The organism is Streptomyces sp. NPDC051940 (assembly GCF_040680895.1).
Taxonomy (GTDB): Bacteria; Actinomycetota; Actinomycetes; order Streptomycetales; family Streptomycetaceae; genus Streptomyces.
Genome location: NZ_JBFAXR010000039.1, coordinates 27,904 through 52,601 on the forward strand (window position 1 = coordinate 27,904; position 24,698 = coordinate 52,601).

The following is a 24,698-nucleotide window of genomic DNA, read 5'->3' on the forward strand; positions in this document are numbered from 1 at the left end:
AGCGCGCGCTGCGGGCACGCTATTGGCCTAGACCAAAGCGGTCAAGAGGTCGGTACGCCCCCGCGCTTCCGGCGAGGCGCACCCAACCCGCAGGACATAGGCTGAACCAGGTCGAACCAGGTCATGGAGGTGTGCATGCCCGCCCAGGTCGAGCTGCACGACCTCCTCGACGGCAACGACGTACCCGGTGTACAGGCCTGGCTCGCCGACAACCCCCCGCACGTCATCGCGGACGAACTCGCCCGCGCCGACGACATGCGCTCCGTCCTGCTCTTCCGGCTGCTGGACAAGGAGAGCGCGCACGAGGTCTTCGAGGAGCTCGACCCAGTCGACCAGCAGAAGGTCCTCTCCGGTCTGCGCGACCAGACCTTCCGCGACGTCGTCGAGGGGATGGACCCGGACGACCGCGCCCGGCTGCTGGGAGAGGCGCCGGCGAACTTCACCCAGCGGGTGCTCGCCGGTCTCAGCCCGCACGAGCGCTCCCTCACGGCCCGGCTGCTCGGGTACGGACCGGACGACGTCGGCCGTTACATGTCGCCGGAGATGGTGCTGCTGCACGAGCACGCCACCGTCGCGGAGGCGCTCGCCCGGGTGCGGGCGGCGGGTGCCCGGGCGGAGACCATCTACACGCTCCCCGTCGCCGACGTCTCCCGCCGTCTGGTCGGCGTCGTCTCGCTGCGCGACCTGGTGCTCGCGGAGCCGTCGCACCCGCTGGCGGACCTCGTCGACACCGAGTGCGTACGGGTACGCGCCACCGACGAGGCGGAGGCCGCCGCCCGCCTGATGCAGGAGGCGAACCTCCTCGACCTGCCGGTCGTCGACAGCGACGACCGGGTCGTCGGCCTGCTCACGATCGACGACGCCCTCGAGGTCATCGAGGAGGCCGACACCGAGGACATCGCCCGGCAGTACGGCCAGAGCCCGGTCGAGGGCCACTACATGTCCGTCGGCGTCTTCCGGCTCGCCCGGTCCCGGATCGTCTGGCTCTTCCTGCTGATCGTCGCGGCGACGATGACCGCCAAGGTGCTGCAGGCGTTCGAGGGCGAGCTGGAGCAGGTCACACAGCTGGCGGTGTTCATCCCCCTGCTCGTCGGTACGGGCGGCAACGTCGGCGCCCAGGCGGCGACCGGTGCGGTGCGCGCGCTGGCGGTCGGCGAACTGCGGCCCGGGGACGTGTTCCGGCTCGCGTGGCGGGAGTGCCGGGTGGGGCTGCTGCTGGGGCTCGGGCTGGCCGCCGTCGGGCTGGTGCTGGCGGCGGTGATGACGGACGGCGGGATCGCCGTGACGGTGGCGCTGTCGATCGTCGCGATCTGCGCCTGGGCGGCCGTGGTCGGCGCGACGATGCCGCTGCTGGCGCGGCAGTTCGGCATCGACCCGGCGGTCATCTCCGCGCCGCTCGTGACCACGCTGGTGGACGCCACGGGTCTGATCATCTACTTCCTGATCGCCCGTGTGGTGCTGGGACTGTAGTGCGAGCGTTCGTCAGGTGGGGTGAGGGCGTCCCGGCCGCCGGATCGCCCTGCCGTGCCCTGAGGCTTCGTACGGCCCCGGCCTGCGGGTTCCATACGGAAAGTGAAGTTCACCCCTGAACTTGCGGGTGGCGAACCGCGGTTGCCAAGCTGTCGCGGACTGTCAAGCTTTGGGAGCACATGTGTCGTTCGGTGAGCAGCCCGCGTACCTCCGGGTGGCCGGAGACCTGCGCAAGAAGATCGTGGAGGGGGACCTGCCGCCCCATTCGCGCCTGCCTTCGCAGGCCCGGATCCGCGAGGAGTACGGCGTCTCCGACACGGTCGCCCTGGAGGCGCGCAAGGTGCTGATGGCCGAGGGGCTGGTCGAGGGCCGCTCGGGCTCCGGCACGTACGTGCGCGAGCAGCCCGTGCCGCGGCGGATCTCCCGGACCGGCTACCGGATCATCGGCGACTCCTCGCCGTTCCGGCAGGAGCAGACGGACGAGCGGGTCGCCGGCAGCTGGGAGTCGACGAGCGCGCAGGCGGCCGCCGGCCGGGAGGTCGCGGAGCGGCTCGGGATCGAGGCCGGCGATCGCGTGATGCGGACGGAGTACCTCTTCCGGGCCGGTGGTGAGCCGGTCATGCGGTCGATCTCGTACGAGCCGCTCGCGCTGACCGGGCGTACGCCGGTGATGCTGCCGGAGGAGGGGCCGCTGGCGGGGCAGGGGGTCGTCGAGCGGATGGCGGCGATCGACGTGATCGTGGACAACGTGCTCGAGGAGGTTTCCGCGCGGCCGGGGCTGGCCGAGGAGACGTTGCCGCTGGGCGGGTTTCCGGGGCAGCTCGTGCTCGTCGTGTCGCGGACGTTCTTCGCCTCGGGGCGGGCGGTGGAGACGGCTGACATCGTCGCGCTCGCGGAGCGGCATCGCGTCGCGTATCACCTGCCGGTGAAGTAGCGCCGCTTCCGGTTCGCCTCCCGCTGCCGGGGGCTCCGCCCCCGGACCCCCGTCGCGCCTGGACGGCGCTCGTCCTCAAACGCCGGACGGGCTGGGATTGCGGCCTCTACCCCCGCCCCCCTCCCACCCCCTCACCCGACCCCCGAGTCCCACCTCCCACCCCCTCACCCCCTGTCTCGAATAATTCGAACAAGGTGGCGATTAAGGCATCGCTTTGTGTAAACTCGTATCCGGCGCGTGAAGGCCAGGCGTAAGCTCTGGCATATGCAATCTTGGGGACCGTGCGGCTTATGCGCGCGGAAGGTAGGCGACCGGCCGGGGGAGAGGCGATGAGCGACAGCGGAGCCGTACGTCCGTGGGTGGTCATACGCCAGGACGACAACGGCAATCGCTATCGCGTGGGGAGCTACGCGACGCGGGCCGAGGCCGAGCGGGTGGCCGCTCGCTTCGACAGCGGCGGGCACAAGCAGCTCTACCTCGTGGAGCGCATCAACGGGACCGGCGGAGCGTCGAACGGGATCTGACCAGCCCCGACGCCCGGCCTCACGATGAGTGAGCGTCCTGTCTTGTAACAGTTACGTTGACGCCGTGAAATTCGTCTCAAATCGGGTATCCCATAACTAATCCCCCGATTTTGGACTGGGATGTGGTCGGCGTGACACACACCGCTGATGCGGCGGAATCCTCATACGCTCCCCACGCCGCCCTGGTGCCCCCGGAAGGTCCCGCGGAATGGACCTTCCCCGCGGACCCGGGCGCGGTCCGCACGGCGCGCGCCGTCGTGCGTGAGACCCTGCGCGGCTGGCGGCTCGACCCGGTGAGCGACGTGACCGTGCTGCTCGTCAGCGAGCTGGTCACCAACTCCCTGCGCTACGCGGCCGGGCCCATCGTCGTGCGCCTCACCCGCCTCCCCGGCCCCGACGGCCGCCGTCCGGGCGCCCTGCGGGTCGAGGTCTCCGACCCGCTGCCCGATCCGCCCTGCATCCGCGCGGCGGGCCCGCAGGACGAGGGCGGGCGGGGTCTGCAGCTCGTCGCCGTGGCCGCCCGCAGCTGGGGCACGAAGCCGGGGCGGGCCGGGAAAACCGTGTGGTTCGAGTTGCCTCTGGCTGGTTAGAAGAAGGGGGGAGCACGGTCGGGACGGGGCTCACCGAGACACAACCGCGATCTGAGGGGCATGTTCCGGATGGCCGCTTCTGTCGCATACTCGGGCCTACGCGTACCCGGAGCAGGATGAGCAAAGGGGGCGGACGCGTGACGGAACCGCTGTGGACGAGCAGCCCACCGGGCTCGATCTACGACCACATCCAGGTGGCGTCCTTCTCCCTGGGCCCCGACGGGCGTGTCGACCAGTGGAGCGACCGGGCCGCCGAGCTCTTCGGCATCCCCGCCGAACGGGCGCTGGGCGTGGACCCGGTGCAGGCGCTCATCCCACGGCAGATCCGGGCCGGTGCCGCCTCCACGGTGGTGCAGATCCTCGACGGGCGCGAGTGGACGGGACTCGTCCCGTACGGCCGCAGCGGCGAGGCCGAGGGCATCGCCGAGCTCTACGTGATGCCCACCCAGGCCGCCGGCGGCCGGCGCGGGGCGGTCTGCATCGCCGTCGACGTGTACGCGCTGCGCAGGATTGAGACAGATCTGGCCGCCTCCCAGGCCGTCTTCGGGCAGTCCCCGATGGGCTTTCTCCTCTTCGGTACGGACCTGAGGCTCATCCGCGTCAACGAGCGCTTCGCGTCCGCCTTCGGCCGCCCCACCGACGCGCACGTCGGCCGTACACCGCAGGACTATCTGCCCCGAGCCGAGGCCGAGCGCTTCGTCGCCGCCTGCCGGCAGGTGCTGGAGAGCGGCGAGCCGGTCACCGACATGCAGATCATGGGCCCCTCGCCGGAGGAGCCGCAGCGGCTGCGCTGGTCCGTCTCCCTGTACCGGGTGCACTCCGGCACCGGCCGCCCGATGGGCGTCGCCGCGATAGCCACCGACGTCACCAGCCGCCGCCGCGCGGAGAGCGAGGCCGCCAGCGCCCGCCGCAACCTCGCCCTGCTGAACGAGGCGGGCGCCCGTATCGGCAACACCCTCGATCTGGAGACCACCGCCCGCGAGCTGCTCGACGTCACCGTGCCGCAGTTCTGCGACATGGCCTGCGTGGACCTCTACCAGGGGCTGCTCGACGGCGACGAGGGCCGCCCCGGGATAGCCGACGGCAGCGCCGAACTGCGCCGCGTCGCGTTCGCCTCCGCCGTCTCCGACACCCCGGTCACGGCGGTCGGGTCCACCCACCGCTTCGCGTTCCACTCGCCCTACGCCAGTGCGCTGCGCACCGCGCAGGTGCAGGTCGTGTCCTCCAGCGAGGAGGACGCGCACGTGCAGACGACGCTCGCCGTCCCGCTGGTCGCGGGCGACACTGTGGTCGGGCTGGTGCAGTTCTCCCGTACCAAGGGCAGCGAGGACTTCGGGGAGCGGGACACCGCGCTGGCGATACAGATCGCGGCGCGCGCGGCCGTGTGCATCGACAACGCGCGGCTGTACCGGCGCGAGCACGCCCGGGCGCTGATACTCCAGCGCAGCCTGCTGCCGCCGGGGGAGCCCGAGGCGGCGGGCCTCGACATCGCCTGCCGGTATCTGCCGGGCAACACGGCGACCGAGGTGGGCGGCGACTGGTTCGACGTGATCGAGTTGCCCGGGCACCGGACCGCGCTGGTGGTCGGTGACGTGATGGGGCGCGGGTTGCGCGCCGCCGTGGCGATGGGGGAGCTGCGCACCGCCGTACGCACCCTCGCGCTGCTGGACCTCGAACCCGCCGACGTACTCACCGCGCTGGACGAGATCGCCAGCGGTCTCGGCGACGTGTCCGAGGTCTACATGGCCACCTGCGTGTACGCCGTCTACGACTCGGTGACCCGGCGCTGCATGATCGCCAACGCCGGCCATCTGCCCCCCATGCTGGTCGAGCCCGGCGAGCCGCCGATGCTGCTGGAGGTGCCCTCGGGCATGCCGCTCGGCGTCGGCGGCGAGCCGTTCGAGGAGGTGGAGGTCGAGCTGCCGGAGGGCGCGATGCTCGCCCTGTACACAGACGGGCTGGTGGAGTCCCGCGAACACCCGCTGGACGAGGGCCTGGAGGCGTTCCGCAAGGCGCTGACCGGCGGGCCGCGGGCGCTGGAGGACGTCTGCGACCACGTGCTCGACACGCTCAACACCCGGCACGGCGAGGACGACGTCGCGCTGCTGATGGCCCGGGTGCGCGGGCTGCCGCACGAGAGCGTCGGCGACTGGCGGCTGGAGGCCGAGCCCCGGTCCGTGGCGCGGGCGCGCGAGCTGGCCCGGGCGCAGCTGATGGCCTGGGGGCTGGACGACCTCGTCGACACGAGCGAGCTGCTCGTCTCGGAGCTGGTCACCAACGCCCTGCGGCACGGTGAGGGCGAGATCCGGCTGCGCCTGTTGCTGGACCGCACGCTGGTGTGCGAGGTCTGGGACGCGGCCCTGCGCCAGCCCCGCCGCCGCCGCGCCCGCGACACGGACGAGGGCGGCCGCGGCCTGCAACTCGTCTCCCTCCTCAGCCGGAGCTGGGGCTCCCGCCGCACCCCGCAGGGCAAGACGGTCTGGTTCGAACTGGACCTCCCGGGCGAGGGCCCACCCCCGGGCGACGCCGTGGAGGCCCTGCTCTCGGTGTTCTGAGGGGCGACGGCCGCGCGATACTCGCCCCGTGGAGTGGTACGAGGAAGCAAGGGCGGCGGAGGAGCGCCGGGACTGGGACACCGCCATCGAGCTGGTGAGCGCCCGGGCCGAGTGCTACGCCGCCGATCACGTCCGACACGACGCCCACCTCTGGCACATGGACCTGCTCGTCCGCGCGGACCGGCTCCCGGAGCTCGTCGAGCGCGGCGGCACGGACGTCCACGCCCGCCGGAGGCTCAACCGGGCGCTCGCCGGGCGGGGGGAGGCCGAGTCGCTGCGCGCGCGGGCGGCGGACGGCGACCGCGGGGCGCTGTACGCACTGGTCCGGCTGCTGTGCGAGACGGGCCGGGAGGCGGAGGCCCAGCGGGCGGTCGAGGAGCTCGGCCCGGACGACCGGTACGCACACGAGATCGCGGCCGACCACCGGTCGCGGTGACCGGACCCCGGGGGCGATGCCCCGGTGTGCTCAGGCCGCCCGGCCGGTGCCGATCGCGGTGACCGTGCCGCCGCCGTTCTTCAGGGCCGCCAGGCGGAGTTCGACCTCCGACTTCGCCGCCATGTCGTCCAGGGACTCGAACTGGGCGTCCAGGGACGACGCCGCCAGCTCCGACTTGCCCATGGCCTTCGCCTCCTCGCGGCGGATCTTGTCCTCGAAGCGGCCGAGTTCGGACGTCGGGTCCATGACGTCCATGGACTTCACCGCGTCCAGCATCTGGTTCTGGGCGTCCGCCGTACGCGCCCGCGCCAGCAGCGAGTCGCGCTTGGCGTTCAGGTCCTCCAGCTTGAGCTTCATCGCGTCGAGGTTCGACTTCAGCTTGTCGACGACCTCCGTCTGCGAGGCGATCATCGGCGCCGAGGTCTTCGCCTCGCCCTCGTGCCTCAGCTGGCGCTCCAGCGCCACCCGGGCCAGCTGGTCGAAGTGGTCCGCCTGCGCCGTGTCGCCGGCGGCGCGCAGCTGGTCCGCCCGCTGACTGGCGGCCAGGGCCTTGCCGCCCCACTCCTCGGCGGTGCTGACGTCCTCGCGGTGGTCCTGCTCCATCAGCCGCAGATTGCCGATGGTGGTGGCCACCGCCTGCTCGGCCTCGCGGATGTTGTTCGTGTAGTCGCGGATCAGCTGGTCGAGCATCTTCTGCGGATCCTCGGCCTGGTCCAGCAGGGCGTTGATGTTGGCCCGCGCCAGCTGGAGGGTGCGGCCGAGGATGGTCTGCTTGCCGGTCATCTGGGTACTCCCTTGCGTTGGTTGGCTGCGCGCGCCGCTGGTGCCACAGGCCCGTGACGACGCGGCGGAAGGGTCGGAGCAGGTGATGGGTCAGAAGCGTCCTCCGCCGCCCATCCGCCCGGTGGTGCGGACGCCGCCGAAGGAACCGGGGCTGAAGCCGCCCCCCGAGCCCCCGAACCCTCCGCCGCCCCGGCCGCCGCCGCCGAGCATGCCGCCGAGGATCAGCCCGCCGAGCATCCCGGTGTTGATCCCGCCGCCCATCCGCCCGCCGCCGTACCCGCCGTAGCCGGACACGTCCTCCTCGGCCAGCCGCCGCGCCTCGCGCCCCAGCTGGTCGGCGCGCTGCGCGTGCTGCAGCGCGCTGGGCGCGTCCGTACGGGACAGCGCGGCGGCCTGCTCCAGATGCCGCTGCGCCTCGTGCAGCCGGGTACGTGCCTGGGTGCCGATCGCGCCGCGGTGGGTGGTGATGAAGTCGCGGGCGGCGCCGACCTCGCTGCGGGCGGTGAGCAGCGCCTGCTCGAGCAGGCCGCCCGCCCGGCGCTCCGCCTCCTCGTGCTCGCGGGCGCCGCGCAGGGCGTCCTCCAGGGCGGCGTCGGCCTCCTCGAGCCGGCGCAGCACGGACAGCGGGTCGTAGCGGCCGGCGTTCACCTCCCGGCTGACCTCGGCGAGCACCGTCTCGGCACGGCCGATCCGGCCCTGCAGACCGGCCGTCGAATCGTCCGCCTTCGTACCGCTGACCATGCCGCGGGCGTCCGCGAGGTCGGCCTGCATGTCGCGGACGGCCTCGGTGGTCCGGCCCGCCGCCTCGTGCAGCTCGCTCTCGCGCCGCAGCACCGCGTCGGCCAGCGTCTCGGCCTGGTCGACGGCCCCCTCGGCGGCCCGGACGTGGACGGCGGTGGTGTTGCTGTCGCCGCCCTCCAGGGCCGTACGGGCCTGGGCGAGGTTCTTCGCCGCGAACTGGAAGCGGTCCTTGGCCTCGCGCGGATGGCCGGTGACCGCGGCGACGGCGGACGGGGCGTACGCGTCGGCCATCGCGGCCAGCGCCTTCTCGGCGGCCTGGATCTTCTCCGGCACCTGCTGGGCGGCCGTCTCCGCGTTGGCGAGCACCGCCGGCGCGTTGGCCACCATCTGGCGCAGCCGGTCGAAGGCGGCGGACTCCGCGTCCAGCCGCTGACTGGCCTGGGTACAGCGGTGGATGATCTCGTCGAGCATCTTCCGCTTGGTGGCGTCGTCCTCGGGGAAGGCGTCGTCGAGCTGCTGGCGCAGCCGGAACGCCCTGGTGATCTCCGCCTTGGCGTAGCCGACGGCCTGGTTGAAGGGCTCGGCGGTCGCCTCGCCGAACTGGGCGCTGGCGAAGCCCAGCTCCTCCTGGCTGGTACGGATCGCGTCGTCGGTCTCCACGAGCAGCTGTTTGGCCCTGCCGTCCAGCTCGGGGAGCGGCACCTGGGCCGGCCCGCCCCATGTCTGCTGCCCCTCCTTCGCGGTCCGCCGCTTCCGCCGCTTCCCGGAGAAGAGGTACGCGGCGGCCAGCCCCGCGCCGCCCACGGCCACCACGGGGATGAGCAGATCGGAGCCGGTGAACTGCTCGGCCCCGGTGCCGCCGCCGGGGTTCGCCGGGCCCGGGGTGATCACCGGTGCGGGGATCGGGACGCCCTCCAGCACGGCGGCGAAGCCGTCGGCGCCGCCGATGGCGGCCCCGGCCCAGTCGTTCTGGCGCAGCGCGGGCTCGATGGCCTCGGCGTTCACCTGGCGGATCTGGTCCTCGGTGAAGCCGGAGTCGGTGGCGGCGGAGACGGCGTACTGGCGGTCGCGGGTGGCGACGGCGAGCAGCAGGTCGTTCTGGCCGAGGCCGTTCTTCTCGGCGGTGGCGTCGGCCCAGGACTGGGCGCCCCGGCTGGCGAAGTTGCGCACGTACGCGACGTACAGCTGGACCCGGTGCTCGACGTCGAGGCTCGCGAGCGCGGCCTCGACCTCGGATCTGCGGCTGCCGAGGGCGCCGACCTCGTCGGTGATCTGGCCGGGGCTGTCGAGCGTGATCGGATCGACGGCGGGCACGGCCCCGGACGCGGCGGCGGGCACGACCCCGGACGCGGCGGCGCGCACGACCTCCGATGCGGCGGCTGCCGCCGCGGGCGCGCCCGAGTTGAGCAGCAGTACGGCGGTCGCTCCCAGCGCCGCGGCCAGTCGGCGTATGTGCATGGGGCTGCGCCCGCCTCCTCCGCGATCCAGCTCCAAGGTCGTTTTGCCTGCTTTTGGAGCTTATGCGGGGAGCAGGGGAGGCGCGAGCGGGGACCGGAACCGCTCAGAGCGCGGGCAGTACGTCCTGAAGCGCCGCCGGCACGCGGCCCGTCAGCCGGCCGTACTCGCCGGAAACCGCCGCCCAGCGGCCCTCGCGGACCGACGCGAACATCGAGGTGAAGGCGTACAGCCACCAGGGGTCCTCACCGGCCCGCGCGGTCTCCGCCAGGTACTCCGCCGGTGTGAGCTCCTCGTAGCGCACGGGCACGCCCCAGGCCCGGGACGTGATCTCCGCGATCTCCCCGACGTCCGGCGCGGCCGGGCCGGTGATGTCGTGGTGGCGGCCGGTGGCCGCGCCCAGCGCCAGGGCGGCCAGCGCATGGCCGACGTCCGCGCGTGAGACCAGGGCGATCCGGCCGTCGCCCGCCGGGAGCCGCAGCGTGCCGGTGGTACGGGCCGTGGTCAGCCAGTGCCCGAAGAACTCCGCGTAGATCGACGCCCGGGCGAGGGAGTACGGGATGCCGCTGCGGCGGATCAGGTCCTCGGTGTAGCCGTTGGCCATGGCGTAGCAGAAGGGCGAGGCCGTGTCGGCGTCGACGCTGCTCAGGGCGGCTATGTGGGAGACGCCGGCGGCGACCGCCGCCCCCACCAGGTTGGCGTGGTGGGTCATCACGTGCGCGGTCTCGCCGTCGCTGGAGACGAGGACCAGCGTGTCGACGCCGTCCAGCGCCTTGTGCAGCGCGTCGACGTCGCCGTAGTCGGCCTGGCGGACCTCGGCCGCCGCCGGCAGGAGCCCCTCCGGCGGCTGCCGGCGCGTCAGCGCGACGGGCCGCACCGAGCCGTGCGCGGCGATCTCGTGTACGACGGCCCCGCCCAGCCGCCCGGTCGCGCCGGTGACAGCGATACGCATGTGTCCCCCGTTGAGTTGTACGGCCGGGGTGCCGGGGATCCCTGTGCGGGACCCCCGGCACCCCGGCACCGGTTCAGCAGCCGCGCGGCTTCATCCACGCGCACTCGAGGTCGGCCCGCGGTGCGGAACTCCGCGTCGAGGGCGACTCGACGGCCGTGGTGGCGGCCATACCGGAAGAGTACGACGCCAGGGCCACGGCCACCTTGTCCTCGATGTCCTTCACGGACGAGGCCAGGTAGTTGTTGAGCTGGATCGTGAAGACCAGCTCCCGGCCGTCCGCGTCCGTGACGTAACCCGACAGCGCCGACGCCCCGGTGAGCGAGCCGGTCTTGGCGTGGACGTTGCCCGCGGCCGCGGTGTCGCACATGCGGGTGCGCAGGGTGCCGCCGGTGAAGCGGTCGGCGACGCAGGCCACCGGCAGCGAGTCGTACCACTGCTGGAACCAGGGCTCGGCCCGCGCCGCGGTCAGCAGCTTCACGAACGCCTCGCCGGAGATGTTGTTCATCCGGGACAGCCCCGAGCCGTCGACCTGGCGGAGCCCCGCCGTCTGCACGCCCACGGAGGCCAGATAGCCGCGGATGCCGGCGAGGCCCGCGCTCCACGTGCCCGAGCCGGAGACCTCGTAGCCGATGGTCTTGGTGAGCATCTCGGCGTGCATGTTGTTCGACAGCTTCATGAACGGGATCAGCAGCTGCCCCAGCGTCATCGACTCGTGCGTGGCCACCGGCGTCGCGTCCGCCGGGGTCGTGCGGCTGAGTTCGGTGCCGCCCTGCACGCTCACGCCGTGCGCGGCGAGCGCGTCACGGAAGACGGACGCGGCGTAGCCGGTGGGCTCCCAGACGGCGATCCACTCCTTGGTGGCGGACGCCTTCTCCGGGATGTCGCCGCTGACCACGATGGTGTTGGTGCCGTGCTCGCGCTCGATGCCGAGGGTGTCGGGCTGCCCCTTCGCCACCGTCGTACCGCGCACGTCGATCTTCACGTACGAGGTGGGCGGCGTGACCTTCACGACCGGCGGGTCGCCGGCCTTCTTGCCCGGGAACGCCTCGACGATGACGGTGCCCGAGTCGTAGTCCGTGTCGGGCGCGAGGGTGAGCGCGGAGATCTGCGCCGAGTAGTACGCCGACTCGTCGTCGGCCGCCCAGGAGCGGCCGAGGCGGCTGGCGTCGAAGCGGGTGTCGTCGGCGACGAGCCCGCCGGTGACGTTGGTGATGCCCGCCGCGGCGATCTTCGCGGCGAGGGCGTCGTAGTCGGCGGCGAGCATCGTCGGGTCGCCGGTGCCGCGCAGATACAGGTCGCCCCGCAGCTCGGAGCCGGCGCGGTCGCCGCTCGCGAGTACGTCGGTGCTCCACCGGTAGTCGGCACCGAGCAGCTCCATCGCGGCGGTGGACGTCGGCAGCTTGGTGTTAGAGGCCGGCATCAGCCGGGTGTTCGGGCTGTGCTCGAAGATCCGCTCACCGGTCTTCGCGTCGGCGACGATTACGTCGGCGACGCTTCCGTCGAGGCGCGGATCGGCAAGGATGTTGGTAAGGGTCTGCCGGAGCGCGTCATCGTCCGGCGCGGACGAGGCGGGACTGCTCACGGTCAGCCCGAAGGCCAGTGCGGCGGCGGTGACGGGCCACATCCAGGCCCGGGCCGGCAGTCTGAGTCGCGGGGGTCTGCTCATGGGGGGAGGATCGCGGATCACGGGGCCGGGCAACAAGCGTTTCCACGGGCGTTATTGGTTGAACCGGTGACATCCCGCAGCTTCAGGCTTCCCGTGATCGCGCCTCCAACCCTGCACTGATGCGCCACTATCCCGACCTGGCGGTCGCGGCGACCCGACAGCCCACCAAGAGATCCGTCCGCCGACTGCACGGCCCCCGCCCTGGACCGGTCGGCGGTCTACACCGGTGGCGCCCTCGTCGCGCACAACGGCCACACCTGGAACGCCCAGTGGCGGACGCCGGGCGAGGAACCCCCGCCGGCCCGCGGACAAACCAGTGGCCCATCCGGGCTTTCAGCCCGCATCGTGGACCCTGATGACGGAGGAGACCTGGACCTACGCCCACCACCGCACGCTGGAGGGCCTGTTGCAGCGCGGGCGCGGAGCCGGGGCACGGGCCGCGCTGCACTCAGCACGCGCTCCGGAGCTGGTGTACCGGTGCGTCGAGCACGACACCCGCTGGTGGTCGTTCATCGACGAGCGGGCGGGATACCTGGCGGGTCTCGTTCGCGACCTGGAGCTGGACACCGCGCCGATCGCACGGATGCTCGAGCAGCCGGCCGACCCAGTCGACTTCGAGCACGCGGCCGACGTCCTCCGGGCACTCGGCCGGATCCGCTACGGGCAGGCGGAGGAGCAACTGCTGCGGTACGTGCACTCCGGCGAGCGGTGGACGTACGTCCTGCAGGGCATCGCCCACGACTGGCCGCGCGAACGCTGGGACGGACTGCGCGACCGGGCACTGGCCAGACTGCACGCCGACCCGGGAGAGCACTATCTGCCCCTGGCGGAGCCCTGGCGTACCTGGGCTCCGCCGGATACGCCGCCACCGGAGCCTCGCCGGACGGCGTCCCCCCGCCGAGTGGCCGCCCGCCCGCAGGGCGTCGCCGAGCTGATCGCCGGGTGGCGCGGGCTCCGGGCGAGTGGCCACTGGTGCGGGTACGACCGGCTCGCGGACGGACTCGCGGTGCACGGCGAGGCGGCGCGTGAGGCGATACCCCTGCTGCGGGGCTACTTTCTGCGTTCACCGCATTCGTACGAACGCGAGTCCGTGCTCTCGGCGCTGCTCGCGATCGCACCCACGGACTCGGGCGCCGTCCTCGTGGACGCGTTGTGGGACTGCGAGCCCGGGGTCCGGCTGCTGGCCGTCAGGGCGCTGGAGCCCACCGCCGAGGTGCGGGAGCGACTGGCCGATCTGCGTGACGATCCGCTGGAGGAGGCGGAGGCGCGCGCCGCGGCACGCGCCCGTGCCGCGGGAACGGCGCCGCCCGATTCGCGCCCGGGCGCCCGCTGACGCCGAACGCCCCCGCGGAGCGAGATCCGCGAGGGCGTCCACGTACCGGCCGGAGGTCTACTGCCCCCGGCGGCGGATCTTGCTGCCCAGCCAGACCAGTGGGTCGTACTTGCGGTCCACCGCCCGTTCCTTCAGCGGGATCAGGGCGTTGTCCGTGATCTTGATGTGCTCGGGGCACACCTCCGTGCAGCACTTCGTGATGTTGCAGTAGCCCAGGCCGTGCTCCTCCTGCGCCGTCTTCTTACGGTCCAGGCCCGACTCCTCCGCCGCGTCCAGCGGGTGCATGTCCAGCTCCGCCACCCGCATCAGGAAGCGCGGGCCCGCGAAGGCCGCCTTGTTCTCCTCGTGGTCGCGGACCACGTGGCAGGTGTCCTGGCACAGGAAGCACTCGATGCACTTGCGGAACTCCTGCGAGCGGTTCACGTCCGCCTGCTGCATCCGGTACTCGCCCGGGCCGAGGTCCGGCGGCGGGACGAACGCCGGGACCTCGCGGGCCTTGGCGTAGTTGAAGCCCACGTCCGTCACCAGGTCGCGGATCACCGGGAACGCCCGCAGCGGGGTGACCGTGATGGTCTCCTCGGGGTCGAACACCGACATCCGCGTCATGCACATCAGCCGCGGCCGGCCGTTGACCTCGGCGCTGCACGAACCGCACTTGCCCGCCTTGCAGTTCCACCGCACCGCCAGGTCCGGCGCCTGCGTCGCCTGCAGCCGGTGGATGATGTCGAGGACGACCTCGCCCTCGTTCACCTCGACCTCGAAGTCCTCCAGGCCGCCGCCGTCGGTGTCCCCGCGCCAGACCTTGAAGTGGGCCAGGGGGGTCTGGGGGGCTTGCCCCCCAGTGGGCTCAGTCCCCTTGCTGGGTGGTGCGGTGGTCACTTGGTCAGCTCCTCGTCGGTCAGGTACTTCACCAGCTCTTCCTTCTCGAAGAGGTCGAGCAGGTCGGGGCGGATCGGCGGCATCTCCCGCTTCTCCAGCCGGATCTGACCGCGCTCGGGGTCGGTGGCCGCCAGGCCGCCCGTCGGGTCGGAGAGCCGGCACACCAGGTTGGACCTGCGCCACTCGCGGTCCATCCCCGGGTAGTCGTCCCTGGTGTGCCCGCCGCGCGACTCCGTGCGCTCCCGGGCCGCCCGCGCCACGCACTCGCTGACCAGCAGCATGTTGCGCAGGTCGATGGCCAGGTGCCAGCCCGGGTTGAACTGCCGGTGGCCTTCCACTCCGGCCCGCCGCGCCCGTACCCGGAAGTCGGCGAGCTTGCGGAGCGCCTCCGTCATCTCGGCCTCCTTCCTGATGATGCCGACCAGGTCGTTCATCGCCTGCTGCAGCTCCTGGTGGATCGTGTACGGGTTCTCCGGCGGCCGTGCCGCCTCGTCCCCCGACGCCTCCGCGCTGAACGGCCGCAGGGCCTCCGCGGACGCCGACGCGATCTCGTCGTCGTCTACCGCCGGCCGGTCCGCGCCGAGCCCGGTCGCGTACTCCGCGGCGTGCAGGCCCGCGCGCCGGCCGAAGACCAGCAGGTCGGACAGCGAGTTGCCGCCGAGCCGGTTCGACCCGTGCATACCGCCCGCCACCTCACCGGCCGCGAACAGCCCGGGCACGCCCACCGCGGCCGCCGTGTCGGGGTCGACGTCGACGCCGCCCATCACGTAGTGGCAGGTCGGCCCGACCTCCATCGGCTCGGCGGTGATGTCGACGTCCGCCAGCTCCTTGAACTGGTGGTGCATCGACGGCAGCCGGCGCTTGATCTCCTCGGCCTCCAGCCGCGTCGACACGTCCAGGAACACCCCGCCGTGCGGGGAGCCCCGCCCCGCCTTGACCTCGGAGTTGATGGCGCGCGCCACCTCGTCGCGGGGGAGCAGCTCGGGGGGACGGCGGTTGTTGTCCGGGTCGGTGTACCAGCGGTCGCCCTCCTCCTCGGACTGGGCGTACTTCTCCTTGAACACGTCCGGGACGTACTCGAACATGAACCGCTTGCCCTCGCTGTTGCGCAGGACACCGCCGTCGCCGCGGACCGACTCGGTGACGAGGATCCCCTTCACCGACGGCGGCCAGACCATCCCCGTGGGGTGGAACTGGACGAACTCCATGTTGATCAGCGAACCGCCCGCGAGCAGCGCCAGCGCGTGCCCGTCCCCGGTGTACTCCCAGGAGTTGGACGTCACCTTGAAGGACTTGCCGATACCGCCGGTCGCCAGCACCACGGCCGGCGACTCGATGACGAAGAACCGGCCCGACTCCCGCTCGTAGCAGAAGGCCCCGGACACCCGGTCGCCGTCCTTGAGGATCCGGGTGACCGTGCACTCCTGGAAGACCTTGATCCGCGATTCGTAGTCGCCGGACTCCTTGAAGTCCTCCTGCTGGAGCTGGACGACCTTCTGCTGGAGCGTACGGATCAGCTCCAGGCCCGTGCGGTCGCCGACGTGCGCCAGGCGCGGGTACTCGTGCCCGCCGAAGTTGCGCTGGGAGATCCGGCCGTCCTTCGTACGGTCGAAGAGCGCGCCCCACGTCTCCAGCTCCCAGACCCGGTCCGGGGCCTCCTTGGCGTGCAGCTCCGCCATCCGCCAGTGGTTCAGGAACTTGCCGCCGCGCATCGTGTCGCGGAAGTGGACCTGCCAGTTGTCGCCCTCGTTGACATTGCCCATGGAGGCGGCGATGCCGCCCTCGGCCATCACCGTATGGGCCTTGCCGAAGAGGGACTTGCAGATGATCGCGGTGCGCAGCCCCTGCTCGCGGGCCTCGATGGCCGCCCGCAGACCGGCGCCGCCGGCCCCGACGACCACGACGTCCCACTGCTGCCGTTCGACTTGCGTCATGGTGTTTCGCTTCCCTCTCAGAACAGCGACGGGTCGTCGAAGGCGCCCGTGGCCAGCAGATACACATAGAAGTCGGCGAACGCCACGCTGATCAGCGAGGCCCAGGCGAGGAACATGTGCCGCTCGTTGAGCTTCCCCACCCACACCCACATGCGGTACCGCACCGGATGCTTGGAGAAGTGCCGCAGCCTGCCGCCGATCAGATGCCGGCAGGAGTGGCAGGAGAGGGTGTACGCCCAGATCAGCGCGATGTTGACCAGGAAGACGAGCGTGCCGAGGCCCATATGGCCCCACGCGTAGTTCTCGTCGCGGAAGGCCAGCACCGTGTCGTACGTGAGGATCCCCGCGACGGGCAGCGCCGCGTAGAAGAAGTAGCGGTGCATGTTCTGCAGGATCAGCGGGAATCGCGTCTCGCCGCTGTACTTCTGGTGCGGCTCGCTCACCGCGCAGGCGGGCGGCGACGCCCAGAACGCGCGGTAGTAGGCCTTGCGGTAGTAGTAGCAGGTGAGCCGGAAGCCCAGCGGGAAGATCAGGATCAGCAGCGCCGGGGACAGCCCCCACCAGCTGCCGAGCAGATCGAAGTTCGGGCCGCTCCGCATGTCCCGGCAGTTCTCCGCCAGACAGGGCGAGTAGAACGGCGAGACGTACGGGGCCGCGTAGTAGTCCGTGTCCGCGAAGGCCCGCCAGGTCGAGTAGACGACGAAGAGGAACAGACCGGTGAAGGTGGCCGCGGGCTGCAGCCACCACCGGTCCGTACGCAGATGTCTCGCGGAGATCGACGCGCGTCCGGCGGATGTGACACCGCCCGAGGGCGGGGGAGGGGGCGGGGTGTCCGGTGTTTCGGTGGCTGACGTTGCCAAGGTGGTCTCCGACAGGGGGATGGCTGGGGGTGGCGCGGCTCTTCGGGACGGGCTCTCCGGGCGAGGCCCTTCGGGACGGGCTCTCGGGACGGGACGGGCTCCAGGGACGCGGCGGGACGCCCGGCGGGCTGCCGGGCCCGCCGTCAGGGCGCGTGGCGGTCGCGGGCGCCCAGGCCCTCGTCGTCGGCGTCGGTCCACAGGGAGCGGTCGTACGGCTGGTCCGGGATCCGGATCCAGTCCTGCTGGGCGTGCGGCTTCGCGGGTGTGCAGTCCCGGAGCAGGGCGAGGCTCTCGCGCAGATGCTCCGAGTCGGTACGGACGCGACGGATCTCGAGCGTCCCGCTGCCCATGGCCTCTTCCAGCCGGCTGAGGGTGCGTGCGAGATCGTCCAGGCAGCGCTGGGCTGCCGTCAGTTCTTCGTGCAGGGACATGTGGTGCCCTCACCTCTCCGCAACGGTGCGGCGCGCTGACCTTCGAGAGTGTTGCGCGTCACAGTCGCGCTTGGGAAGGGATCTGCGTTATTCCGCTCTGGCGGGTGAGGGGTTTGCCGGGGGTGACAGCTGTGGTCGCCGTGTGCGGTCTTCCCGTACGTAAACCGCACCGCCCTATACGTAAACCGCACCGCCCTATAGGCCGACGACTGGGCCGGACGGGTTGAATCGCGCGCCGCGCCCGCCGTGTCGCGGGGGGCCGGGGGGCCCGCTCACTTTCAGTGGTTTGACGCAGACCGATGTGATGAGCAGCCAAAGAGCCCAAAAGTGAGCATCTCGGAGGTTCTGCGGTTTTCGGGGACAAACCCCGGACTCCCAGCCGGACAAGCAGGCCGGTGACTCCGACGCCTGCGACACCGCGAGGTGATTCTCAGCAATGGTCATGTCCCGTCCCTACCGGCTCCCGGCCGCCGTGCTCGCCGCGGGGCTGCTGCTCCCGCTGGCGGGCTGCAGCGCCGACGACGCCTCCTCGACCCGCGCCGCGCAGGACGTGGCCGTCGCGAGCCGCCAGGAGCTGCGCTCCGGCGGGACCGTGCGCTGGGCCGTGGACAGCGCTCCGCAGACCTTCAACGTCTTCCAGGCCGACGCCTCGGAGGCGACCGAGCGGGTCGCCGGCGCCGTACTGCCCTCCCTCTTCACCCTCGACCGGCGCGGCCGCCCCCAGGTCAACACCGACTACCTCCTCTCCGCGAAGGTCGTCGACGAGGCGCCGCGCCAGGTCGTGGTCTACACCCTCAACCCCAAGGCCAAGTGGAGCGACGGACAGCCGCTGTCCGTGGAGGACTTCCAGGCCCAGTGGCAGGCGCTGAACGGCAAGGACGGCGCGTTCTGGACGGCCCGCAACGCCGGGTACGACCGGATCCGCTCCGTCTCCCCGGGCAAGAAGCCGGGCGAGGTCCGGGTCGTGTTCGCCGACCGGTACGCCGACTGGGAGGCGCTCTTCACGCCGCTGTACCCGCAGAGCGTGATGAGCAGCCCCGAGGAGTTCAACACCACCTCGCGCACGCGGCTCGACGTGACCGCGGGCCCGTTCGCGGTGCAGGGCGCGCAGGACGGCAAGGGAGCCAAGGCCGCCGCGAAGCCCAAGGTGGGCGGCCCGGTGACGCTGGTGCGCAACACCGCGTGGTGGGGGCGGACGGCGCTGCTGGACAGCATCGTCTTCACGGAGGTCGCGCGCGACAAGCGCCAGGCCGCGATGCGGGCGGGCACGGTCGACATCGCCGAGGTGGACCGCGAACTCGCCCTGGACCTCGCGCAGCGGCGCGCGGCGGCCGACGCGGCGAAGGGCGCGGGCGGCGCCGGAGGCGCAGACGGCAAGAACACCGACGACAAGCCCCCGGCCGGTCAGGCCGAGCCGGGCAAGGCGGGTTACGGACAGGGGCGGGCCGGCGCGCCGAACCAGCACGTCGACGAGGTCCAGGTCAGCGTCGACCAGATGAGGCGGGCGGACGAGGAGGCGGCCGCCGAGGAGGACGCGGCCTCCGGCGACGACGCGAAGCCCGGCGCCGCCGCGCCCGCGGGCCGGACGCCCGCGGAGCTCGACCCCGCGCGCGCCTACACGCTGCACCGCGCTCTGGAGCCCGCGTACACCCAGCTCGCCCTGAACGGCAGCGACGGCCCGCTGGCCGACGAGCAGGTCCGCCGCGCCGTGGCCCGCGCCATCGACCGCAGGGTCATCGCCCGCAGTGTGCTCGCGCCGCTCGGGCTGCCCGCGGCGCCGCTCGGCAGCCATCTGCTGATGGAGGCGCAGGAGGGTTACGCCGACCAGAGCCCGGCCCTCGGACGGCAGGACATCCAGGCAGCGCAGGCCCTGATCGCCGAGGCGGGCTGGAAGGGCGGTCCCGTGGGACGGCCCGGCGGCACGGAGGCCAAGGGCGACGACTCGAAGGCGCTCTTCGTGCGGACGTCGCTGTTCACCGGGGTGCCCATGTCCGTACGCCCGGTGATCGGGGTGCAGTACGGGACGCTGGTCGTGCAGGCGAAGCTGGCCAGGGTCGCGGAGGAGTCCGGCAAGGACAGCGAGGAGTACGCGAAGGCCCGCAAGCAGGCCAGGGCGCAGATCGCGAAGCTGGTGCACGCGAGCACCCCGCTCGCCGAGGCGGTGGCGAACCCGGTGCAGCGGCCGTTCGTCAAGGACGGCAAGCCGCTGACGCTGCGGTTCGTGGTCCCCAGCGACCCGGGCTCCGGGCAGCTGCGGCAGGTCGCCGCGCGGATCGTGCGGATGCTGGACTCGATCGGGGTGCGGACGCAGGTCGTCGAGACGGAGGGCGAGAGCTACTTCCGTGACTACATCGCCTCCGGCGACTACGACCTCGCCCTGTACTCCTGGCCCGGCACGGCCTACCCGGCGACGGACGCCCGGCCCATCTACGCCAAGCCCGTGCCGGCGGCGGACGGGTCGCTGATGGTCGAGCAGAACTACACCCGGGTCGGCACGGACGAGATCGACCGGCTCTTCGACAAGGCGGCGTCCGAGCTGAACGGCCGGATGGCACGCGAGCTGCTGGCGCGCGCGGACGCGCGCATCTGGGCGTCGGCGGGATCCGTCCCGCTGTACCAGCGCCCGGAGCTGGTGGCCGTACGAAACGGCCTCGCGAACGCGGGAGCGTTCGGCTTCGCCACGCCGCACTACGAGGACATGGGCTACCGCCGGTAGGCGGTGCGCTCGCCACGGCGCCGGTCCGCACGTCGCGGCCGGCGCCGGAGGACCACACGGTTGCTGTCCGTGATGAAAGTCACGGTCGCCGTCTCGGCACCGGGTTTCCCGATGCCGAGATCCGGCGTTCGAGGACGTCGGCCGAAGGCCGGACGCGCGTCAGCCGGCGCGAACCGGACCGCTCGGTGAGGGCCCGTACCCGGGGGCCCGGAAGGCTGTGGGAAGCGGAATCGCGAAGGGCCCGTAAAATGGGACCGAGGCCGTGGCTTGTCCTGCCCGGCACGGGGGACGCGCCCCGCAGTCCCCGCAGGCGCGCCCGCTACTAACGATCCCGGGAGAAGCGCCGCACGCATGGCTGTCACTCAGCGCCACGATATCCGCAACGTCGCCATCGTCGCCCACGTCGACCACGGCAAGACCACCCTGGTCGACGCGATGCTCAAGCAGGCGGGCGCCTTCGCCGCCCACCAGCTGGAGTCCGTCGACGACCGGGTGATGGACTCGAACGACCTCGAGCGCGAGAAGGGCATCACCATTCTCGCCAAGAACACCGCGGTCAAGTACCACCCCAAGGACGGTGGCGACCCGATCACGATCAACATCATCGACACCCCCGGCCACGCCGACTTCGGCGGTGAGGTCGAGCGCGGACTGTCGATGGTCGACGCCGTCGTGCTGCTGGTGGACGCGTCCGAGGGGCCGCTGCCGCAGACCCGCTTCGTGCTGCGCAAGGCGCTGCAGGCGCGGATGCCCGTGATCCTGTGCATCAACAAGACCGACCGCCCGGACTCGCGGATCGACGAGGTCGTCAACGAGACCTACGACCTGTTCCTCGACCTGGACGCGGACGAGGAGCAGATCGAGTTCCCGATCGTCTACGCCTGCGCCCGTGACGGCATCGCCTCCCTCACCAAGCCCGAGGACGGCAGCGTCCCGCAGGACTCCGACAGCCTGGAGCCCTTCTTCTCCACCCTGCTCGCGCACGTCCCCGCCCCGTCGTACGACGAGGACGCCCCGCTGCAGGCGCACGTCACCAATCTGGACGCCGACAACTTCCTCGGCCGTATCGCGCTGCTCCGCGTCGAGCAGGGCGAGCTGCGCAAGGGCCAGACCGTGGCGTGGATCAAGCGCGACGGCTCCGTGGCGAACGTGCGCATCAGCGAGCTGATGATGACCGAGGCGCTGACGCGCAAGCCCGCCGAGAAGGCCGGGCCGGGCGACATCTGCGCCGTCGCCGGTATCCCGGACATCATGATCGGCGAGACGCTCGCGGACACCGAGAACCCGGTCGCGCTGCCGCTGATCACGGTCGACGAGCCGGCGATCTCCATGACCATCGGCACGAACACCTCGCCGCTGGTCGGCCGCGGCGGCACCGGCAAGGGCGCGGGTGCGAAGTCGGCCGTGAAGGACCGCAAGGTCACCGCCCGCCAGGTCAAGGACCGCCTCGACCGCGAGCTGATCGGCAACGTCTCGCTGCGGGTGCTGGACACCGAGCGCCCGGACGCCTGGGAGGTTCAGGGCCGCGGTGAGCTGGCGCTGGCCATCCTGGTGGAGACCATGCGCCGGGAGGGCTACGAGCTCACCGTCGGCAAGCCCCAGGTGGTCACCAAGGAGGTCGACGGCAAGGTCTACGAGCCCGTCGAGCGGATGACCATCGACGTCCCCGAGGAGCACATGGGCGCGGTCACGCAGCTCATGGGCACCCGCAAGGGCCGGATGGACAACATGTCCAACCACGGCTCCGGCTGGGTCCGGATGGAGTTCGTCGTCCCCTCGCGCGGTCTGATCGGCTTCCGTACGGAGTTCCTGACCAACACCCGCGGCACGGGTATCGGGCACTCGATCCACGAGGGCCACGAGCCGTGGTTCGGCACCCTGCAGACCCGTAACAACGGCTCGCTGGTGGCGGACCGCGCCGGTGCGGTCACGGCCTTCGCCATGACGAACCTGCAGGAGCGCGGCGTGCTGTTCACCGAGCCGGGCACCGAGGTGTACGAGGGCATGATCGTCGGTGAGAACTCGCGGTCCGACGACATGGACGTGAACATCACCAAGGAGAAGAAGCTCACGAACATGCGCTCCTCCACGGCCGACGTCACCGAGTCGATCGTGCCGCCGCGCAAGCTCTCCCTGGAGCAGTCCCTGGAGTTCTGCCGCGACGACGAGTGCGTCGAGGTCACGCCGGAGGCGGTGCGCATCCGCAAGGTCGCCCTCGACCAGCGTGACCGCGCGCGGGCGGCCTCGCGGGCCAAGCACGGCTGAGCCGTCCCGAGCTCCCGAAGGGGCCGGTCCCGGGTTTCCGGGGCCGGCCCCTTCGGCGTGTCGCCGTATCAGATCCGGGTGAAGGGTGGATGATCCCGATTTGACAGCCGTCGAACGAACCGGTGAAAAAGCCGCATACACGGCGCCTGGATCACGCTGTGTTCGGATATCGGACGTGATCTACGCCTCAACGGACGGCAGTTTGTCATGGTTAGGGGTGATTTCCCTAGGCGATTTGGGGCAATGTGACGTGCGCTTCAGGGATTCACCCGTGACTTATGGGACGCCTGTGGACCAGGATGTAGCCACTTCAGCTCGGGTCAACGGGTGCGATGTGCCCGCGAGCTCAGGGGTCCTAGCCGGGCGGCTGCTGTCAGGGGTGTCAGCGCTGATCGGACACCCCGCTCTCGTAGAAACAGTGGCTTCCTGAGGAGGAACCCTCATGCGTGGTGCCAAGAGCGCCAAGTGGGTCGGTGCTGCCGTCGTCGTGGCGATGGCCGCGACCGCCTGCAGCAGCGGCGACGATTCCAGCAGCTCCGGTGACGGTGGCAGCAAGGTCATCCGGGCTTCCTGGGGTGACCCGCAGAACCCGCTCGAGCCCGCCAACACCAACGAGGTGCAGGGCGGCAAGGTCCTCGACATGATCTTCGAGGGTCTGAAGTACTACGACCCGAAGACGGGCGAGGCCCAGGACGCGGTGGCGCAGTCCATCGACTCCTCGGACCAGCAGAGCTTCACCATCAAGATCAAGGACAACTACAAGTTCTCCGACGGCACCGCGGTCACCGCCAAGTCCTTCGTGGACGCGTGGAACTACGGCGCCCTGCTGGACAACGCCCAGAACAACGCGTACTTCTTCTCGGACATCGAGGGTTACGACGCCGTCCACCCGGCGGACGAGAAGTCCAAGCCGACCGCGAAGACCATGTCCGGCCTCAAGGTCGTCGACGACACCACCTTCACGGTCAAGCTGACCTCGAAGAACTCGATCTGGCCCGAGCGCCTGGGCTACAAGGCCTACGCGCCGCTGCCCGAGGTCTTCTTCTCCGACCACGACGCCTACCTGAACAAGCCGGTCGGCAACGGTCCGTACAAGATCGACTCGTACGCCAAGGGCTCCGAGATGAAGCTCTCGGTGAACGAGAACTACGGCGGCACGCACAAGGCGAAGAACGACGGCGTGGACCTGAAGGTCTACACCGACAACAACACCGCCTACAACGACCTGCAGGCCGGCAACCTCGACCTGATCGACGACGTGCCCGCCGCGCAGCTGGCGAACGCCGAGTCGGACCTGTCGGGCCGCTTCATCAACCAGCCCGCCGGCATCATCCAGACCGTGTCCTTCCCGCTGTACGACGAGGCGTGGAACAAGCCGGGCATGGAGAAGGTCCGCAAGGGCCTGTCGATGGCCGTCGACCGCGACGCCATCACCAAGCAGATCTTCCAGGGCTCCCGCACCCCGGCCACCGACCTCACCTCCCCGGTGCTGGGCGAGGCCGGCGGCTTCAAGGAGGGCCTGTGCGGTGACGCCTGCACGTACAACCCGACCGAGGCCAAGAAGCTGATCGAGGAGGGTGGCGGCATCCCCGGCGGCAAGCTGACCATCTCCTCGAACGCCGACACCGGTTCGCACAAGGACTGGATCGACGCGGTCTGCAACTCCATCAACAAGGCGATGGGCGACAACGTCTGCACCGCGAACATGATCGGCACCTTCGGTGACTTCCGTAACCAGGTGACCAGCGAGAAGCTGGACGGCCCGTTCCGTACCGGCTGGCAGATGGACTACCCGAACATCGAGAACTTCATCGCCCCGCTGTACACCACCAACGGTTCCAGCAACGACTCGAAGTACTCGAACGAGAAGGTCGACGCGGACGTCAAGAAGGCCTACACCCAGGCCGACACCGCCGCCGCGGTCAGCCTCTTCCAGGACGCCGAGAAGCAGGTCATCGCGGACATGCCGGTGATCCCGCTGTGGTACCAGAACGGCACCGCCGGCTACTCGGACCGCGTGGACAACGTCGCGCTGAACTCCTTCAGCGAGCCGGTCTTCACGGACATCACCGTCAAGTAAGCCCCGACCGCCACGTGCGGTGACAGCCGGAGCCGGGGGATGGTTCCCCCGGCTCCGGCCCACCCGCATGTGCGGACATCTCCCTTGGAGGTCC

General features: G+C 71.2%; 18 protein-coding genes. 10 read left to right on the forward strand and 8 right to left on the reverse strand.

The features are described 5' to 3' along the window. Positions 1-135: 135 nt before the first annotated feature. The 6 genes from mgtE to AB0M28_RS17585 all read left to right on the forward strand — a co-directional run bounded on the left by mgtE (position 136) and on the right by AB0M28_RS17585 (position 6,509). Positions 136-1,470: a magnesium transporter gene (gene mgtE, locus AB0M28_RS17560; protein ID WP_365404939.1), complete on the forward strand. Its 1,335-nt coding sequence runs from the start codon at positions 136-138 to the stop codon at positions 1,468-1,470. Positions 1,471-1,651: 181 nt separating this feature from the next. Further along, complete coding sequence (locus AB0M28_RS17565) at positions 1,652-2,404, forward strand: GntR family transcriptional regulator (protein WP_365404942.1); 753 nt, start codon at positions 1,652-1,654, stop codon at positions 2,402-2,404. A 329-nt stretch (positions 2,405-2,733) separates the two neighbouring features. After that, positions 2,734-2,928 (forward strand): SPOR domain-containing protein, encoded by a 195-nt coding sequence (locus tag AB0M28_RS17570; RefSeq protein ID WP_365404945.1) that lies wholly within the window; start codon positions 2,734-2,736, stop codon positions 2,926-2,928. 182 nt (positions 2,929-3,110) lie between these two features. Then, positions 3,111-3,518 carry an ATP-binding protein gene (locus AB0M28_RS17575; protein ID WP_365405017.1) on the forward strand — a complete coding sequence of 136 codons (408 nt, stop codon included), beginning with the start codon at positions 3,111-3,113 and terminating at the stop codon, positions 3,516-3,518. Positions 3,519-3,634: 116 nt separating this feature from the next. Beyond that, positions 3,635-6,073 (forward strand): SpoIIE family protein phosphatase, encoded by a 2,439-nt coding sequence (locus tag AB0M28_RS17580; RefSeq protein WP_365404948.1) that lies wholly within the window; start codon positions 3,635-3,637, stop codon positions 6,071-6,073. A gap of 28 nt (positions 6,074-6,101) precedes the next feature. Continuing rightward, the gene (locus AB0M28_RS17585) at positions 6,102-6,509 is read left to right on the forward strand and encodes a hypothetical protein (protein ID WP_365404951.1); all 408 of its coding nucleotides are present in this window, start codon (positions 6,102-6,104) and stop codon (positions 6,507-6,509) included. Positions 6,510-6,539: 30 nt separating this feature from the next. Here AB0M28_RS17585 and AB0M28_RS17590 read toward each other — a convergent pair whose 3' ends face one another. The 4 genes from AB0M28_RS17590 to dacB form a co-directional block, all read right to left on the reverse strand. Continuing rightward, on the reverse strand, positions 6,540-7,292 hold the full coding sequence (locus AB0M28_RS17590) for a PspA/IM30 family protein (RefSeq protein WP_365404954.1): 753 nt from the start codon (positions 7,290-7,292) through the stop codon (positions 6,540-6,542). A gap of 90 nt (positions 7,293-7,382) precedes the next feature. Continuing rightward, entirely contained in the window at positions 7,383-9,491 is a 2,109-nt protein-coding gene (locus AB0M28_RS17595; RefSeq protein WP_365404957.1) for a TPM domain-containing protein, read from the reverse strand. Between the two features lie 103 nt (positions 9,492-9,594). Further along, entirely contained in the window at positions 9,595-10,440 is an 846-nt protein-coding gene (locus tag AB0M28_RS17600) for an NAD(P)H-binding protein (RefSeq protein WP_365404960.1), read from the reverse strand. Positions 10,441-10,513: 73 nt separating this feature from the next. Further along, positions 10,514-12,106, reverse strand: a complete 1,593-nt coding sequence (gene dacB / locus AB0M28_RS17605; RefSeq protein WP_365404963.1) for a D-alanyl-D-alanine carboxypeptidase/D-alanyl-D-alanine-endopeptidase — start codon at positions 12,104-12,106, stop codon at positions 10,514-10,516. A 355-nt stretch (positions 12,107-12,461) separates the two neighbouring features. Here dacB and AB0M28_RS17610 point away from each other — a divergent pair, with 355 nt between their 5' ends. Beyond that, complete coding sequence (locus AB0M28_RS17610; protein ID WP_365404966.1) at positions 12,462-13,439, forward strand: hypothetical protein; 978 nt, start codon at positions 12,462-12,464, stop codon at positions 13,437-13,439. Between the two features lie 57 nt (positions 13,440-13,496). Here AB0M28_RS17610 and AB0M28_RS17615 read toward each other — a convergent pair whose 3' ends face one another. From AB0M28_RS17615 to AB0M28_RS17630, 4 genes are all read right to left on the reverse strand, one after another. Beyond that, positions 13,497-14,255: a succinate dehydrogenase/fumarate reductase iron-sulfur subunit gene (locus tag AB0M28_RS17615; protein ID WP_365405019.1), complete on the reverse strand. Its 759-nt coding sequence runs from the start codon at positions 14,253-14,255 to the stop codon at positions 13,497-13,499. Positions 14,256-14,314: 59 nt separating this feature from the next. Further along, complete coding sequence (locus AB0M28_RS17620; protein ID WP_365404970.1) at positions 14,315-16,252, reverse strand: fumarate reductase/succinate dehydrogenase flavoprotein subunit; 1,938 nt, start codon at positions 16,250-16,252, stop codon at positions 14,315-14,317. A gap of 17 nt (positions 16,253-16,269) precedes the next feature. Further along, positions 16,270-17,112, reverse strand: coding sequence for a hypothetical protein (locus tag AB0M28_RS17625; RefSeq protein ID WP_365404973.1), 843 nt, complete (start codon positions 17,110-17,112; stop codon positions 16,270-16,272). Positions 17,113-17,255: 143 nt separating this feature from the next. Then, positions 17,256-17,543 (reverse strand): hypothetical protein, encoded by a 288-nt coding sequence (locus AB0M28_RS17630; RefSeq protein WP_365404975.1) that lies wholly within the window; start codon positions 17,541-17,543, stop codon positions 17,256-17,258. A gap of 436 nt (positions 17,544-17,979) precedes the next feature. Here AB0M28_RS17630 and AB0M28_RS17635 point away from each other — a divergent pair, with 436 nt between their 5' ends. From AB0M28_RS17635 to AB0M28_RS17645, 3 genes are all read left to right on the forward strand, one after another. Further along, complete coding sequence (locus tag AB0M28_RS17635) at positions 17,980-20,259, forward strand: ABC transporter family substrate-binding protein (protein WP_365404978.1); 2,280 nt, start codon at positions 17,980-17,982, stop codon at positions 20,257-20,259. A 351-nt stretch (positions 20,260-20,610) separates the two neighbouring features. Then, positions 20,611-22,524, forward strand: a complete 1,914-nt coding sequence (typA, locus tag AB0M28_RS17640; protein ID WP_365404981.1) for a translational GTPase TypA — start codon at positions 20,611-20,613, stop codon at positions 22,522-22,524. Between the two features lie 442 nt (positions 22,525-22,966). Then, positions 22,967-24,604 carry an ABC transporter substrate-binding protein gene (locus AB0M28_RS17645; RefSeq protein WP_365404983.1) on the forward strand — a complete coding sequence of 546 codons (1,638 nt, stop codon included), beginning with the start codon at positions 22,967-22,969 and terminating at the stop codon, positions 24,602-24,604. Positions 24,605-24,698 lie beyond the last annotated feature (94 nt).